13 protein-coding genes are annotated in these 16,392 nt (G+C 47.5%); 7 read left to right on the top strand and 6 right to left on the bottom strand.

The annotated features are described in order from the left end of the window. Positions 1-2 precede the first annotated feature (2 nt). Positions 3-1,394 carry an asparagine--tRNA ligase gene (gene asnS, locus QUA77_RS04415; RefSeq protein WP_333036931.1) on the bottom strand — a complete coding sequence of 464 codons (1,392 nt, stop codon included), beginning with the start codon at positions 1,392-1,394 and terminating at the stop codon, positions 3-5. Between the two features lie 113 nt (positions 1,395-1,507). Then, positions 1,508-1,873, bottom strand: a complete 366-nt coding sequence (locus QUA77_RS04410; protein ID WP_333036930.1) for a DUF2203 domain-containing protein — start codon at positions 1,871-1,873, stop codon at positions 1,508-1,510. A 118-nt stretch (positions 1,874-1,991) separates the two neighbouring features. Between QUA77_RS04410 and QUA77_RS04405 the strand changes: the two genes are divergently transcribed. Beyond that, positions 1,992-2,267 (top strand): DUF6439 family protein, encoded by a 276-nt coding sequence (locus tag QUA77_RS04405; protein WP_006631172.1) that lies wholly within the window; start codon positions 1,992-1,994, stop codon positions 2,265-2,267. Between the two features lie 272 nt (positions 2,268-2,539). On the opposite strand, the gene QUA77_RS04400 is transcribed toward QUA77_RS04405, so the two are convergent. Together QUA77_RS04400 and QUA77_RS04395 are read right to left on the bottom strand one after the other, a co-directional pair. Further along, on the bottom strand, positions 2,540-3,028 hold the full coding sequence (locus QUA77_RS04400; RefSeq protein ID WP_333036929.1) for an anti-sigma regulatory factor: 489 nt from the start codon (positions 3,026-3,028) through the stop codon (positions 2,540-2,542). 101 nt (positions 3,029-3,129) lie between these two features. Then, positions 3,130-3,492 carry a hypothetical protein gene (locus QUA77_RS04395; protein ID WP_333449369.1) on the bottom strand — a complete coding sequence of 121 codons (363 nt, stop codon included), beginning with the start codon at positions 3,490-3,492 and terminating at the stop codon, positions 3,130-3,132. Positions 3,493-3,725: 233 nt separating this feature from the next. On the opposite strand from QUA77_RS04395, the gene QUA77_RS04390 reads away from it, so the two are divergent. Beyond that, positions 3,726-4,619, top strand: coding sequence for an alpha/beta fold hydrolase (locus tag QUA77_RS04390; RefSeq protein WP_333036927.1), 894 nt, complete (start codon positions 3,726-3,728; stop codon positions 4,617-4,619). A 143-nt stretch (positions 4,620-4,762) separates the two neighbouring features. After that, positions 4,763-5,749, top strand: a complete 987-nt coding sequence (locus QUA77_RS04385) for an aldo/keto reductase (protein WP_333449368.1) — start codon at positions 4,763-4,765, stop codon at positions 5,747-5,749. Between the two features lie 351 nt (positions 5,750-6,100). Here the strand turns inward: QUA77_RS04385 and QUA77_RS04380 are convergent, their stop codons facing one another. After that, positions 6,101-6,241, bottom strand: a complete 141-nt coding sequence (locus QUA77_RS04380) for a hypothetical protein (protein WP_190736053.1) — start codon at positions 6,239-6,241, stop codon at positions 6,101-6,103. A gap of 108 nt (positions 6,242-6,349) precedes the next feature. After that, positions 6,350-8,041 carry a transglutaminase domain-containing protein gene (locus QUA77_RS04375; protein WP_333037006.1) on the bottom strand — a complete coding sequence of 564 codons (1,692 nt, stop codon included), beginning with the start codon at positions 8,039-8,041 and terminating at the stop codon, positions 6,350-6,352. A gap of 422 nt (positions 8,042-8,463) precedes the next feature. Here QUA77_RS04375 and QUA77_RS04370 point away from each other — a divergent pair, with 422 nt between their 5' ends. The 4 genes from QUA77_RS04370 (at position 8,464) to QUA77_RS04355 (ending at position 16,334) form a co-directional block, all read left to right on the top strand. Further along, positions 8,464-9,330 carry a DUF928 domain-containing protein gene (locus tag QUA77_RS04370; RefSeq protein ID WP_333449367.1) on the top strand — a complete coding sequence of 289 codons (867 nt, stop codon included), beginning with the start codon at positions 8,464-8,466 and terminating at the stop codon, positions 9,328-9,330. Between the two features lie 148 nt (positions 9,331-9,478). Beyond that, positions 9,479-9,622: a hypothetical protein gene (locus tag QUA77_RS04365; RefSeq protein ID WP_333449366.1), complete on the top strand. Its 144-nt coding sequence runs from the start codon at positions 9,479-9,481 to the stop codon at positions 9,620-9,622. Between the two features lie 140 nt (positions 9,623-9,762). Then, on the top strand, positions 9,763-11,925 hold the full coding sequence (locus tag QUA77_RS04360) for a ShlB/FhaC/HecB family hemolysin secretion/activation protein (protein ID WP_333449365.1): 2,163 nt from the start codon (positions 9,763-9,765) through the stop codon (positions 11,923-11,925). A gap of 578 nt (positions 11,926-12,503) precedes the next feature. Next, positions 12,504-16,334, top strand: coding sequence for an eIF2A-related protein (locus tag QUA77_RS04355; RefSeq protein ID WP_333449364.1), 3,831 nt, complete (start codon positions 12,504-12,506; stop codon positions 16,332-16,334). Positions 16,335-16,392 lie beyond the last annotated feature (58 nt).

Below are 16,392 nucleotides of genomic sequence, written 5' to 3'. Positions count from 1 at the left end.
AACTAAAAATCAATACTCAAAGGCGCTCTCGGAAACGGAATCACATCCCGAATATTCCCCATTCCAGTCATAAACTGCACTAAGCGCTCAAATCCCAAACCAAACCCAGCGTGAGGCACAGTACCGTAGCGGCGCAAATCCAAGTACCACCACAATTCCTCCTTATTCATACCCTGGGCTTCCATGCGCCGCTCCAACACATCCAGCCTTTCTTCCCGCTGCGAACCGCCGATAATTTCCCCAATATTAGGAGCCAAAACATCCATGGCTCGGACGGTTTTCTCGTCCTCATTTAAACGCATATAAAATGCTTTAATCCCGACGGGATAATCGCTGACAATCGTCGGCTTTTTAAACAAGTCCTCAGCCAAATAACGCTCGTGTTCCGACTGCAAATCTAAACCCCAACTCACTGGAAAATCAAACTTTTTGTCGGCTTTTTCCAAAAGTGCGATCGCCTCTGTATAAGTAATCCGCTCGAACTGATTATTAATGATATTTTCAGCAGTAGCCAAAACCGTTTTGTCAATGCGTTCGTTGAAAAACTCCATATCTTCGGGGCAATGCTCCAAAACGTATTTAAAAATGTACTTTAAAAACGCCTCAGCCAAATCCATATCTCCCTGCAAATCGCAGAAAGCCATTTCCGGTTCAATCATCCAAAACTCAGCTAAATGTCGCGAAGTATTAGAATTTTCGGCTCGGAAAGTCGGACCAAAAGTGTAAACATTTCCGAAAGCCATCGCCATAACTTCCGCTTCCAACTGGCCGCTAACTGTTAAATAGGCGCGCTTTCCAAAAAAGTCTTTAGCATAATCAACCTCTTGCGAATCAGTGCGCGGCACATTCTTTAAATCAAAGTTGGTAACGGCGAACATTTCCCCCGCACCTTCGCAGTCGCTAGCAGCAATAATCGGAGTGTGAACCCACAAAAAACCGCGTTCTTGAAAAAATTGGTGTACCGCCGCCGAACAAGCATTGCGGACTCGAAAGACAGCACCGTGGGTGTTTGTGCGCGGCCGCAAATGCGCGATTGTCCGCAAAAATTCAAAGGAATGCCGCTTTTTTTGCAGCGGATAAGTTTGCGGGTCTGCATCGCCGTAAACTTGTACTTGTGAGGCTTTCAACTCTATTCGCTGTCCCTTCGCCGGAGATGCTACCAGCACTCCCGACACTTCTAAAGATGCACCTGTATTCAGTTGTTTCAGTACATTTTCAAAGTCTGGCAAATCGGAATTGATGACTACTTGCAAGTTAGCCATGGCCGAACCATCGTTGACTTCGACAAAGGCAAATTCTTTCAATTCGCGTTTGGTACGAACCCAACCTTGAACAGTTACAGTTTCGTCGGGTTCACCTGCGCGCAAAATTGCTGCAATTCGTTGATTTGTCATATCCACTCCTGTTTATTTAATATTTATTTTGCACCATCTTTCTCTCTTTTCTCTTCCTCTGCGTCCTCTGCGCCCTCTGCGGTAAATAAAAAAATCAAAAATCCCCACATTGTTCAACCTGCATAGGATTTCAAAATCCAACCGATCAAAATACCGAGTCCCCCAAAGCGAACTGCTTGCCAAAAAGGTTGTTTTATGCTTCCCCAAGAAAACAGGCTGCTTTCTAAATTCAACTCGATAGTTTCCAATTCTTGCTCAATTTCCCGCAATTCTTTTTTGAGTTGCGGCAATGGATTTCGGCGTCCCGACTGGCGGATTTCTTCGCGCCGATGGCCGAGTTCGACTTGGCGCTGTCGATCGACCTGAATTTGAGTGTACCGTTCTTTGAGTGCTGCGAGCGATCGCTCAACTGCTGCGATCGCTTGAACAAACTCACTTTCTTGCTCTTCCGGATTTAACTCTGACGGCTGTTGAGGCATTTCGATCTGCAAACCTGACAATAATAATAAAAAAAACCGATTTCCAATTAAGTTGTTATTATATGCAGTATATTTTTTAAATTCAGAAACGGCAGCCAAATCCGTATAATTGCCAATTATGCTTGAAACTACACAAACAACCCAAACTGTCAACCTCAACGAGCTGAGCACGGTAGAACTAGCCCAAGCTCTAGCCGCGCGCCTCGCCATCCACGAAAAAGATTGGCACCGCCTCAAAGCCAACCGTTCGGCGCGGGCCTGCGAGCAAGCTGCGGCCGCTTTGGTGTTTTTGCTTAAAAAACAGCCTGAAGAAGCTCTCCCGCGCTTAAACCAAGCAGCAGGATGGCTGGATCGATCGATATCTGCTCCTCCCTGTCCCACCCACGGCAAATAATTAGATTGCTCCGTTGTTCGTAACGCTGGGCGGTTTAGAGTTTGAAGTTTTGACTTGATTAGTCGCTCAAAACTTAGACAATCGCGCCGCTCGATCGAGCAGCGCGATTGTGAGTTCAAAAGATTTATACTTTTTTAACTCAAAACTCACATTTTGCATTATGATCAGCTATCAATAGCCAGAGCGTTCAAATTCTCACTGCAAACTTCAGTCCGGAAACGAAAAAATTTCCAGGTCTAGCTGAGGTGAAAACTGCTGCTTTCATAGCGGTGCTAGCGCAAGCGAGGCAGTCGGTAGCGACTGGGAAGTTCTTTGCACAGCCGTAACTCTGTACCTTGAGAATTCCACTCTACCCGATCGAATATTTGGTAAAGAATAAACAACCCCCTACCGCATTCCTGTTCCACATGGGGTAGTCCAGAGTCATCTGCAACATCCTCTGCTAGGAGACTGTCGCAATCATCGGTATAAAGGTTGCAACTGCAAGGAGCCTTAAAGCCAGAACCTTCATCCGATATCACCCACCAATATTGGTTTTGGACGATCGAAAAACGGACTCCAACAGTTTTACCGGGGTCTAATTTGTTTCCATGCTTAGCAGCATTTACCAAAGCTTCTTGAAGCCCCAACCGCAATTCCGCTTGCCAGTGATCCGGAAGCTCTGCTAGGAGCAGATCCAAAATAGGACAAAGGTATAGGGTAGAAGCGAAGCTAATCGTAATCCAATTGCGTCCGACGGGACGAGGTGAAATAGCAATCACTCAGAAAACTCCCTAACTTTCAGGTGGATAAAGTTCACACCCTGCATAGTTGGCTCCCTAGTATTCAAAATGCTAATTAATTGAGCGGCGCAGCTCTACTTCTATCTTAGAGTATCAAAGCAATTAAGAACAGCAAACAACGTCACAAAATATTCAGCGATTCTGAGAAACTTCTGCAGAGAACCATCAGTAATTTTACTTATAAGTTCTCCTAGCAGCGAAATTTTTGAGGTTGACTTTTGCCAACTAGCAACGCTGAGGCTAGCTGCATCCGCGAAGCCGTCAACACCTCTTGAATAAACGATCCCCACCTTGAAAAGCTCGTAAATAACTATAAAAAAGTCGATCCCTTGACCCTCGCCCATCAGATTCGACCCTCGCAGCCCCTGGGCAAGCGCCATTGCCCAGAACTTGCTCAGGCCGCCAAACAGCAAAATCATCATACCTAGGTATGTTGCAGCCAAAACCCGATTTATTTTCCTAAATGCGATCGGGCAAAACATCTCCCCTTGCTGCGACCCTCACAAAATCAATATTCGTTACAAAACTTATTAATCCTGAGTGCGGAAGATCGCCAGATCCCAACTCGCTCACATTGACGAATCCTTTGCTAGCGGAAGCCCGGCGCGGATGCCAAACTTTATAAATCTGAGCGTCGCGATACAATAGTTAAAGTAAATAATTATTTCTTTACATCATGCAAACAACCCCAGCCATCACCACAGCCCCCATAGCCGGCACTTACTGGCAGTGGCGGGGGCATTCAGTATACTACGTTCGATCCAGCGATCGGCATCCAGAACGCCCTCCCCTGCTGTTAATTCACGGTTTTGGAGCCTCCACAGACCACTGGCGCAAAAATATCAGCGGGCTGAGCAAAGACTTTGAAGTGTGGGCGATCGACCTGATCGGATTTGGGCGATCGGCAAAACCCGAATTACAGTACAGCGGCGACCTCTGGCGCGACCAACTCCACGACTTTATCACTAACATCATCGGCCGACCCGCCGTACTAGCGGGCAACTCCCTCGGAGGTTACGCCGCCTTGTGTGTAGCAGCCCAGCGCCCCGAATCAGCAGCCGGACTCATATTAATCAACAGCGCCGGCCCCTTCAGCGAACCGCAGCCCGCACCCGAAGCCCCGCCATTGCAAAAAGCCATATCAGCAGTAGCTAAAACTTTATTTCAGCAAGATTGGGCAAGTTTTCTGCTGTTCCAGTACGTGCGCCAGCGATCGACAATTCGGAAAACCCTAGAAAAAGTTTATCTCGACCAAAGCGCCGTCACAGACCAATTAGTAGAAGAAATTTACCTTCCCTCCTGCGATCCCGGTGCCCCCAAAGTATTCGCTTCCGTATTCCGAACACCCCAAGGCGAAAAAATTGACGTATTACTTAGTCAATTAACCTGCCCGTTGCTAATGCTTTGGGGAGAAGGCGATCCGTGGATGAATTCCACAGACAGAAGCGCTAAATTTCGCAAACACTATCCGCAGTTAACAGAACACTTTATCAAAGCTGGTCACTGTCCCCACGACGAAGTACCAGAACAGATAAACGAACTGATTCGCGCATGGATAATTGACCAATAGTCGATCGGCACATAGATAATTTTCCCACGGCCCTCTCCTCCCTCGGAGAGGGAGAAAATTATCAGATTTGCAGTAAAATTTTATGTATTGTGCCAACACAAACGCGGTTAATTTCTCTCATATATTCTGAGGAGACGGAAACAATGACCCGCAAAAAGACTCGTCGCAATTTTATATTGAGCAGTATAGCTGTTGCCAGCGGCATTGCAGGTGCTAAGGCGATCGAACAGCAGGATCTGGAAATCGCAGCCGCACCCAATAACCAGGTAGCCACCACAATAAAAATGCCAGAACGACTGTTAGGCAACACCGGCGTGAAAGTGCCGATTTTCGGTTTGGGGGGAGGCGGACAAACACCGCTGTCGCAGGCGGGAAGAGAAGCAGAAGCGGCGGTACAAATTGAACGTGCGATCGAACTAGGCATTCGCTATTTTGACACGGCGGCCGAGTACGGGCCCAGCGAAGAAAACTTAGGCAAAGTTTTGCCACCATATCGAGATCGGCTATTCCTAGCCACAAAAACCGCCGCCAGAGACAGAGATGGCGCCTGGAGAGAGTTAGAGCAATCGCTCAAAAGATTGAAAACCGATCGGCTCGACTTGTGGCAACTCCACCACGTCTCATTCCAAACAGAATTAGACCAAATTTTCAGTGCCAAAGGAGCAATAAAGGCGATCGAAGAAGCCAAAGAGCAAAAAATAATTCGTTTTTCCGGCATCACCGGACACCACGAACCTGCTATCATTGTGGCCGGCTTGGAGCGCTATCCTTTCGACACAACATTAATCTCCCTCAACGCCGCCGAAAAACATCACCCGCGCTCCTTTGTTACCAGCGCTTTACCAATTGCCAAAGCCAAAAATATCGGCGTCATAGCCATGAAAGTACCAGCTTATGGCAAATTATTTCAGAACGGTGTTTTAGATGGAATGCACCAAGCAATGGGCTACACGCTTTCACTTCCCGGCGTGCACTGCTGCATCATCGCCGCCGACTCAGTAAAGCAATTAGAAGAAAACTTCAAAGTCGCCCAAGCATTCAAACCCCTGAACCAAACAGAAATGGCAGCACTTGAAAAACGCACCGCTGCGGCTTGGCAAGAAAATACATTTTTCAGACAGTGGACTTAAAATACCAACTCCAAAATCTCCTTTTTCCTGTGTGTTCGTTTTGGTGTATTTATTGTGTCGCGGGCGAGACGCCCGCGATCTCAAATCCACGCTTCATCGGAATTATTCATCTCTCTTATCTCCCTCTGTGTTCTCTGCGTTCTCTGTGGTTAAATCCTTCCGATCCAACCGGAAACGATATGAATCATAGTTTTGTATGAAAACTCAAGTCCTCACTACGAACCTACAACGTTTATGTTACCAAACTTAATATCATCTGCGGTGAAAATACCTCCAATCACAAAACAAGGCGATCGCACCAGGTCGCCTTGTTTATTATCATAAAAAATGCACGTTGTCAACAGCCAAAAGCTACTTTTTTTTCCGTTTAGCCTTATCTAACCGCCTGCGATCGCGCCACTCAACAGAAGTCAAATAAGCGACCCCGCCAGTCACCGTCACCAGCAGTACAAAGGCCACTAAAACGAGAAAATTAGCAATCGAAAATTCCACAACCCCTCTTCCTCTGATGTTACATTGTCTACTTTCGATTTTAGATGAAAAATGTTAACAATTAACAGTTGAATATAGACGGCTAACTGTTAACTGTTAACACTCGATTCAAACTGCTGGCAAATCTTCCAAAATAGTAAACCTCACATGATTAATTGCCAGACTCCCCACGGAAACATCCTCCTTGTTCAAAGGAAGACCGCCGCTCGTGAGACTTTGAAACCGAATTCCCTTGCCAATTTCTACGTGATACCAAGCCAAACCCATAAAAAATCGCAAAGGATAAGGGCCTCTGTCTTGAATATCATCAGGATTAGATTCCATCGGCACCCAGCCAAAACCCGGAATGTAAAATTCCAGCCAAACGTGATTGAAATCCGGCTCCAGCGACACACCTTTTCTGTCAGCAAAAGCCGGACACTTGTAGCGCCCGATCGTGCGGCAAGCAATCCCGTTCAACCTTGCCAAAGCCAACAACAACCCCACGTACTCGCCGCAAGAACCGATGCCGCGGCGTAATACAATATCGGGAGTGTCAATGTGAGGCCTAATCCCGTAAGAAAGTTGGTCGTAAACAAAATTGCGAATGCTCAGTAACTGCCTCAGAATATTAGTTTCCGAGCCAATGGCAGCCACAGCAGCCGATCGCACAATCTCCGTATCCATAGCCAAATTGTCATTATCCACCAAATACTTAGCTGCAAACTCCGGCGACAGCTTAGGAATCTTTTCGACATCCCTAGGTGACAACTGATACTTAATCGATCGAACTTCTAACAATGCCTTCCAGCCAAAAATCCGGCGTTCCCCAGGGCGCAGTCGATCGAACTTAAACACCGCCACCCGTTCCCCTTCCTGAATTTCCTCAGTAAAAGGCATTCCGATAGGCGTAACACTCCTTACCTTTTGCCGATGAGTTTCCGAAGGCAAAGCAATCCGCCACTCCAAATTTTCGATTTCTACCTCATCGAGAGGAGACAGTTCCTCCACATAAGACATTTCCATCAAAAAACCGTTTGACAGAGCGTAGCGCTCGGCTTCATTGTAGTGAAAAGACAAAGGCTGAATAAAAGTGCGATCGCGCTTCGTCAACTGAAAAGGATCTTCCGAATTCGGGTCATCTCGGATGTAAAGTTCATCCCCGGCATAAGCCACGTACAGAACCTCCTCTCCCGTTTCGGAATCCTTGTGAAAAGCCAAACCAGAAGGCGACTCAAAGGGAGTCAAAACGCTAAATTTAATCTCCCCAGTTGCCCGTTCCAAACAGTAAACAGTTTGCTCAGTCTTGTCGCAAACCCAAATTTCCTCATCCCGGACTGTGATATTTTCCACCCCTATACCGGGAGCGTAAAACCGAGTAATTTCCCGACCAGTTTTCAGGTCAAAAACCAGAATCGAGTTTAATCTCTGGCAAGTCGCATAAAGCGTAGATTTCCACACAGCAATCCCGTCAGCAGGATAAGAAAGTGAAACAAAATGTTCTGGTTTAAGTTCAGCGATCGCTCCGTCCCGAACTGCGCCCCGACAGCAACAAATATCCTCATCCCGCGCAAACCAGAGAGTATCTTCCGAAATAGCCAGCCCGGTTGCGCCCGCAAACTTAGCCGTTTGATAAGGATTCAAAACAGTAGTGTTGTCACTTTCTCGATCGATCTCCAATAGCAGCCCTTCGGCGCGATCGACAGCGAACAACCTATTTCCTAAAAAAGCAATGCCGTGCAGTGCCAAGACTCCGATGGGTCTTACCATCCGCAGCCCCGAAGGCTGTTTGTCCGAGAGAACAGGTGAATCGAGATTCATGCTAAATTTCTTGCCGCTATTGTACAGAAAACCTGATTTTTGACTTGTAGCCGATCGCTTGAGGTTCACCAGAAAAATTGCCGAGTTTCCTGATATCCAGGATTGACGCATCAACCGGGTGTTTTTACGAAAAGGCGCCTTGTATCCTCTTGCTAGAGTTAAAAGAACCCGAATATGAGTCTTTGTCAAAGTTGGGTTTAACAAGCTCAACCCAACCTGCTGCCGTGAATGGAAGTAAGTATAACTACTAAGCTACCACTGACAAAGGCGACACAGAATTCTATGTTGAGCACAGCGACCAAAATAATCGTATCTGCCTAAAGATATAAATTAAGTACAACAGATTACTATATCCATCAAAACCTTGGATAGAATAAAACCGTGCGATAAAGTTCCTAGGTTCATCAAAAGGCAGGTTCGTCATGGCTTTGAAGTCTGCTCTAAATATCGGTGCTCTTTCATTAATTCTGTCTTTAGAGGCAGTTGCCGCCGGTAGTGTTTTAATACCAGCAGAGGCTCTCAACAGCCCCGCAAACATTGTCAAGCGCCCCTCACCACGGCAGCTACCCCTCAACTGGCAAACAGTTCAACCCCCTGAAACCAGCGGAAGCAGACCGAACATTCAGCCAACGGGTTCCACGTGGAATAGCTTTCAACCGCCGGAGGACGGAGTACCCGGAAGGCGGGAAGGGGGAGGAACCCGCGGCTTAGAATGCCCCACGGCCACAACTACCTTAACTGCCTTGATTCCCCAATCAACTATGGGGCAAACCATATCAGCAAAGCCAACTTTTTTCTACTACCTTCCTGTAGCCCTCGACAAAACAGTTCAGTTTGAGTTAGCAGACGAAAGGGACAAAACACTATACAAAAAAAGTTTTCGCATGGTAACTAGCCGTGCAGGTGTAGTTAGCGTCAGCCTCGCCTCCGACGACAACTCGCCAGCGCTGGAAGTTGGCAAAAACTATCAATGGTACTTTACTATCAAATGCAACCCAAAAAATACAAGAGATGATGTTCTCGTTTCCGGGTGGATCAACCGCACCGCACTCGCCCCAACCGTGCAAACAGAGTTGGATCGATCGCCCGATCGCACCAAGCTCAGTATCTTCGCCCAACAACGTCTTTGGTACGAGTACCTGGCAACTCTAGCTCAATTGCGTATCGAGTCTCCCAGCGATGCCAGTTTAGCGATCAAGTGGTCAGCACTCTTGAACTCAGTCGAACTCGGCAAAATAGCCCAAGAACCCTTAGTCGCAAGTGAGTTAATGCCTATCACAAGAAAATAATTAAACACCAGTTTCAAAAAAGAATGCAACGGTAGGCAAGCCCCAAACGGTGATTGCCATCAGTCAGTCGATTTTAGATTTTAGATTTTAGATTTTAGATTTACTTGCTGCATTGAATCTGGGATGAGGAACAGGAGTCTAAAATTTTATGATCTACACTGATGAGCGTTCGGGGCACGGTATCCGTTTTTGGGCGAGTCATTGCCAAATCTCGAATCTCAAATGGTATGACTGGTGCAGCAAGTACGAAAAACTCGGTTTCGAGCGCGGTATTTGGCAGGGCCACAGATGATTTTTGGCTGTTGCGGGTTGTTTGGTCGATCGTCCTAAATCAATTAAAATTTGTGTACTGATCAGCAAGCAGTTCGGACTGCTGGCATCTTGAAAGCCGGACTGTGGAAATTTTGATGGTCAAATTTCGTCTAATACTAAATGATAAACTGGCATAGTCAAGCAGCCGACAAACTTATTTTAGAGAAATTATTAATTATGCGCCCGAATGCAAATATTGCACTATTTCGGTTGGGGATTTCACTTCTAACTTCGCTCCCGATGGTTTGCTTTTACGCCAATAAAGCTATATCCCAAACAAACGATATTTCTCTGTTGCCCGTCGCCGCTGACAACTCAGCAGATACGGGCAATCAAGTATTAGCACTGCAAAAACTGGAAATCAAGCAGGATGAAACAGCAACAAACTTAAATCAGCTTCCCGATTCGATCGAGAGCAACCCTGAACCAGAAACACAATCGAACCCCCCCGAGAACAGCCAAGATGCCTGTTCCACAATCGATGGAACTGGTTGTGGTGGGGGCATCTTGCCCGAACAAACAAATCTGGTTGACAGCGATCCCCAATGTCAGAACCAGCTACATTGCAATCATGTTTTAGCCCAGAACCCGCAGACGCCACCGGGAAACCTCCCGCCCGACTTAAACCGCGATCAACTACCAGATCGGCTGTTACCGTCGCCACCGACTCAGCCAGATCCAAATCGCGATCGATTTCTGCAACCGGCCCCGCAGCCTTCCCCAGAACCTCCCCAAGTACCACCCACAGTAACGCCGCCGTCCCCGTCGCCAGTTCCCTCAACGCTGCCGAATACACCAATTGAGGTGCAGAAAATTCAAGTAGTTGGCAGCACAATTTTAAGCCAAGATGAAATTAATGCCTTAGTCAACCCCTTAGAAGGCCGTTCTACCACCCTAGAACAGCTCAAACAAATCGCCGACAAAATTACCGAAATTTACCTCAATCGTGGCTACATCACTTCGAGAGCAGTCTTGCCGCCCCAAACTATCACAGCAGGGGTAGTCCAAATTCAAGTGATTGAAGGCAAGCTAGCCAAAATTGAGGTAGAAGGAACTAAAAGATTGAATCCAAATTACATCCGCAGCCGGATTCGACTCGGTGCCGGAATGCCTTTAAGCACAGCTTCATTAGAAGACCAACTCCGGCTGCTGCGAGTCGATCCTTTATTTGACAATGTAGAAGCCAGTCTGCGGGCTGGGGATAATGAAGGCGAGAGCATTCTGATCGTCCGAGTCTCGGAAGCTAATCCGTTTCAACCTACTTTCAGCATTGACAATTACTCGCCTCCCAGTGTCGGTTCCGAAAGATTGGGAGTTAGTTTGCGGCACCGCAATATAACAGGAAATGGCGACGAACTGGCAGGGGCTTATTATCGATCGCTCGGCGATTCAGACGTGTTTGATTTCAGCTATCGCGTGCCGCTAAATGCGATGAACGGCACTTTGCAATTGAGGGCGGCGCCGAATCGCAACAGTATCGTACAACCACCTTTTAACCGTGCTGACATTTCGGGAAAATCGCATTTATTTGAAATTAGTTACCGCCAGCCGTTGCGGAGAACGCCGATCGAAGAATTTGCGTTGTCTGCCGGTTTTACTTATCAGACAGGCAGAACTTTTGTCGCCGGCGAACCGGTTCCTTTTGGCATCGGCCCGGACTCCAATGGTGTCACCACTACGAGTGCAATTAAGCTGGGACAGGACTACATTCGCCGCGACCCGCAGGGTGCTTGGGCCGTGCGATCGCAATTTACGATCGGCACTAGCTTGTTTGATGCTACTCAAAACGAAGGTTCCGATCCCGACGGACAATTTTTGAGTTGGCTGGGTCAAGTGCAGCGAGTACAGCGATTGAATGACAAACATTTATTAATTTTGCAGGCAGACTTGCAGTTGTCAGCTAATAGTTTGTTGCCTTCGCAGCAATTTGTAATTGGCGGCGGGCAATCTTTGCGCGGCTACCGCCAAAATGTCCGTTCTGGCGATAACGGCTTCCGAGTTTCCATCGAAGATCGGATTACTTTGCAGCGCGATGCTTCGGGAAATCCCAAACTTCAATTGGCTCCATTTTTGGATGCAGGTACTGTATGGAACGTGGCGAACAATCCTAATACATTAACCAATCAGACCTTTTTAGCTGGTGTGGGTTTGGGGGTAATCTGGGAACCGATACAGCGGGTGAACTTGCGCGTAGATTACGCTTTTCCTTTGGTGAGAATTAGCGATAAAGGCGACAATCTGCAAGATAAGGGAATTTACTTCAACATAATTTATACGCCCTAAAGGGAGTTACTGATATCTGGCAGCATTGTCAGCAACAGGCAAGATGCCTGTTCCACAAAATATAAATTTTCTTGTGGAACAGGCATCTTGCCTGTTCCTAAAAGGCTAATTGAGAATGGTGCAACATATGAGGACTTAGGCACTCGCGGTGTCCTGACTGGGGGTAATATTAATTCCCACGCTACCGGAGTTGGTATTACACCCAGGTAGCAGTCCCTTGAGAAAAATCAGCTCGCTTTACACACCACACTCAGCCTGTCAAAAGATAATAACATCGACGAGCCAACGCCCCGCCGCCGATTCAAGTTACATCTCTTAACGTCTTTGCCTCATCCTTGACGCAGCCAATGACAGACAAAGATTATGAAAAATGATAGAGTTTGTCCTTAACATAAATAATTTTTTCTGACAACTAACCCCCAGCCCATCTTACTTTTGATGACCTCGGTAAAAAAAAGAGCCAACGCTAAGCAGATTTGCCTATCCAAAAAACTATAGCTTTTGGCTTTTAGGGATTCGCTAGAGACAGGTTTAGTTGACCCCCCTCTCCCAATTCTTAACTCTTCCAAAAAACAATTATGCTGCCAGATAAATACGGAAAAGTGCATCGCTGTCTCCCTCTGGTGATGGGAGTTGTATTCGCTACTACCTACAGCATCCCCATCAGCGGCCAACCCAGGATTGCCACACCATCCCAGTCACCGACAACGGGAAAACCAAGCGCATCAGGAACGCAGCAACCCGTGCAAGCATTTGGCGGGCAACTCGCCATGTTTGTGGGGCATGAGGAGATGGTCATGAGTGCAGTATTTAGCCCCGATGGTCCGCAAATCCTCACTGCTAGTCGAGATCAAACCGCCCGCTTGTGGGATATCAAAGGTAATCTCCTGAGTGTGTTCCCAGGGTATGAGGATGATGTCACCAGTGCCGTATTTAGTCCCGATCGCAGAAAAATTCTCATCACCACTGAGGATCTAACCGCCCGCCTGTGGGATACTTCTGGCAATCTGCTAACCGAGTTCCGGGCGTTTGACGATCAGTCTACTATTGGAAATAGAAGTAGCACTAGAAGTGCCGTATTTAGCCCCGATGGTAGCCAAATCCTCACCGTTAGTATGCTTGCGGATAAAGCCGGCAGGTGGGGTAAAGTCCGTTTGTGGGATACCAAAGGCAATCTCAAAGCAGAGTTCCAGGTCAGAAGAGGCTCACAAAGCTGGGTAAAAGCCGTATTTAGCCCCGATGGTCGCCAAATCCTCACCACTGGTTGGGATGAGCCCGCCCGGTTATGGGATATCAAAGGCAATCTTCTCAAAGAATTCCAAGCGCATAGGCAGCCTGTCCTCAGTGCAGAATTTAGTCCCGATGGCCGGCAAATCCTCACCGCCAGCCAGGATAAAACTGCCCGCCTGTGGGATACCAACGGTAATCTCCTAACCGAGTTCCAGGGGCATGAAAATCATGTCGAAAGTGCAATATTTAGCCCCGATGGTAGCCAAATCCTTACCATTAGTTCGGCTCAAACTGCCCGCATTTGGGATACCAAAGGTAATCTCTTGACTGTGTTTGGGAAGCATGGAGATTCCCACTGGAGTTCTGTCTCGATTGCAACAGGATTTAGCCCGGATGGTCGCCAAATCCTTACCATTAGTTGGGATGGAACCCCTCAAATTTGGGATACCAAAGGCAATCTGCTAACCGAGTTGCGGGGGCATAACAATGGCGTGAGGGCAGTATTTAGTCCCGATGGCCGGCAAATCCTCACCTTCAGTGGAGGTGAAATCGCCCGCCTGTGGGACGTGTCAGCCGCGATTGCTGCCCAATCCGAGCAAATAGCTGCCAAAGAAACCTTTCAGGAAGGCGTGTCTAAAAATAACGCTCAACTGGCAATATTCCGAGGACACAATAGTTCTCTCACCAGTGCCGTATTTAGTCCCGATGGCCGGCAAATCCTCACCGCTAGTCGAGATAAAGTCCGTCTATGGGATACTAAGAGTAATCTCTTGGCTGAGTTACAGGAACATGATGCCAGTGCAATATTTAGCCCCGATGGTCGTCAAATCCTCACCATTAGTTTTGGTAGTATTGATGCGAATGATAGCACTACCCGTTTGTGGGATACCCAAGGCAATCTCCTGGCACAGTTGCAAGGGAGTAAGTCTCTAGTAATCTACAGTGCAAAATTTAGCCCCGATGGTCGCCATATTCTCACAGCTAGTTTTTATGGTGGGGGTGGTGATGATACCGCCCGCCTGTGGGATCTTAAAGGTAATCTCAAGGCTGAGTTGCAACCACCTGAGAAAGTATGGGGGGGCATAGCCACAAGTGCGGTATTTAGTCCTGATGGCAGCCAAATCCTTACTGCTAGTAACGATAAAACAGCCCGCCTGTGGGATCTCAAAGGTAATCTCCTGGTAGAGTTTCGGGGGCATGAGAAGGGGGTCAGAAGTGCACTATTTAGCCCCGATGGTAGTCAAATCCTCACTGCCAGTGATGATGAAACCGCCCGCCTGTGGGATCTCAAAGGGACTCTCTTGGCAGAGTTTCGGGGGCATAGAGAGAGAGTCACAACAGCCGTATTTAGCCCGGATGGGAGTCAAATCCTCACGGTTAGTTTAGATAAAACCGCCCGTCTGTGGGATACCAAAGGCAATCTCTTGGTCACAGTTCAGGAGCATGAAAGATATCTCCACAGTGCTGTTTTTAGTCCCGATGGTAGCCAAATTCTCACTGCCTGTATTGAGGCTCCAAATGGAACTGACCCAATCGCCCGAATCTGGGATACCAAAGGCAATCTCCTGGCTGTGTTCCGAGGGCATGAAAGAGGTATCAGAAGTGCCGTATTTAGCCCGGATGGTAGTCAAATCCTCACCGCTAGTTCTGATGGCACCGCCCGTCTGTGGGATGTATCAGTAGCAATTGCTGCCCAAGCCCAGCAAATGGCAGCGCTGCAAACTTTTCGGGAAAGCGTATCTAAAAATAACGCTCAACTGGCAGAGTTACGGGACGAGAAGTATCGAGTCAGGCGTGCAGTCTTTAGCCCGGATGGTCGCCAAATTCTTACCGCCACCGATAAAACCGTCCGCTTGTGGGATACCAAAGGCAATATCCTCAACGAGTTTCAAGTCCCTAAAAAAAGTGTATCCAAACCAGTATTTAGCCCCGATGGTCGCCATATCCTTACAATTAGTGATGAAACCGCCCACTTGTGGGATACCAAAGGTAATATCCTCACCGAGTTCCAGGGACACAAGCATGATGTTGAAAGTGCAGTATTTAGCCCGGACGGTCGTCAAATCCTCACCGCTAGTATGGATGAAACCGCCCGTCTGTGGGATACCAAAGGTAATCTCTTGGCTATATTCCAAGGACATGAGATTGATGTCAACAGTGCAGTCTTTAGTCCCGATGGCAGCCAAATCCTCACCGCCAGTTTAGATAAAACCGCCCGTCTGTGGGATACCAAAGGCAATCTCCTGGCTGTGTTCCGAGGGCATGAGAACAGTGTCGAAAGTGCAATCTTTACCCCAGATGGTCGCCAAATTCTCACTCTAGGCATTGATTTCCACGGAAATGCCCGCCTGTGGGATACCAAAGGCAATCTCCTAGCAGAGTTTCGGGGGCAGAAGGATGTATATAAAGGTTCCAGTCATGATGAGAGTGCAGTATTTAGCCCCGATGGTAGTCAAATCCTGATCACCAGTAACGATAGACTTTCCCGCCTGTGGGATATTTCTGGCAATCTCCTAGCAGTATTGCGAGATCATGACAATTCTGTCAACAGCGCAGTATTTAGTCCCGACGGTCGCCAAATCCTCACCACCAGTGAGGATCAAACCGCCCGTCTGTGGGATGCCAAAGGCAATCTTCTAGCGATATTTCGAGGACATGAGGATGGGGTCAACCATGCAGAATTTAGCCCCGATGGGCGGCAAATCCTCACAGCCAGTCAGGATAGAACTGCCCGTGTCTGGGATATTGCTACCGGCATCAAAGTTTCTGCGGCTGAAGTAGCATTTATCAAAGGAACTCAACTTTCTAGCCAAAGCACTGTGGAATCTAAACAACTTGCACTGGCAAAGTTAGAAGAAGCTCTCGCACTCTATCGTGCAGATAGAAACTACGGCCAAGCCACACGCACTCTCCTTTCAATGGGTAAAATTTACGCCCATTTCGGACAATTTCAATCTGCCCTAGACTCCTACAATCAAGCATTACCCTTATCAAAACAAGCAGGGGCAAACGCTGAAGAAGCCGCTATTATTAACAGTTTTGGTCAACTATACACCGATTTAGCTGACCCGAAAAGCGCCCTGGATTACTATAACCAAGCTTTGCCCTTATTCTATCAATTAAATGACCAAACGGCAGTCGCCAACACCCTCAACAACATTAGACCTCTTGCAAAATAATTTTATGCTATAATGAAGGGTTTGGCTGAAGTGGAGCAGATTGCAGGTTATAGCTAAT

The organism is Microcoleus sp. K5-D4 (genome assembly GCF_036704575.1).
Lineage (GTDB): Bacteria > Cyanobacteriota > Cyanobacteriia > Cyanobacteriales > Microcoleaceae > Microcoleus.
This window is presented reverse-complemented; position numbering and strand designations above follow the sequence as displayed.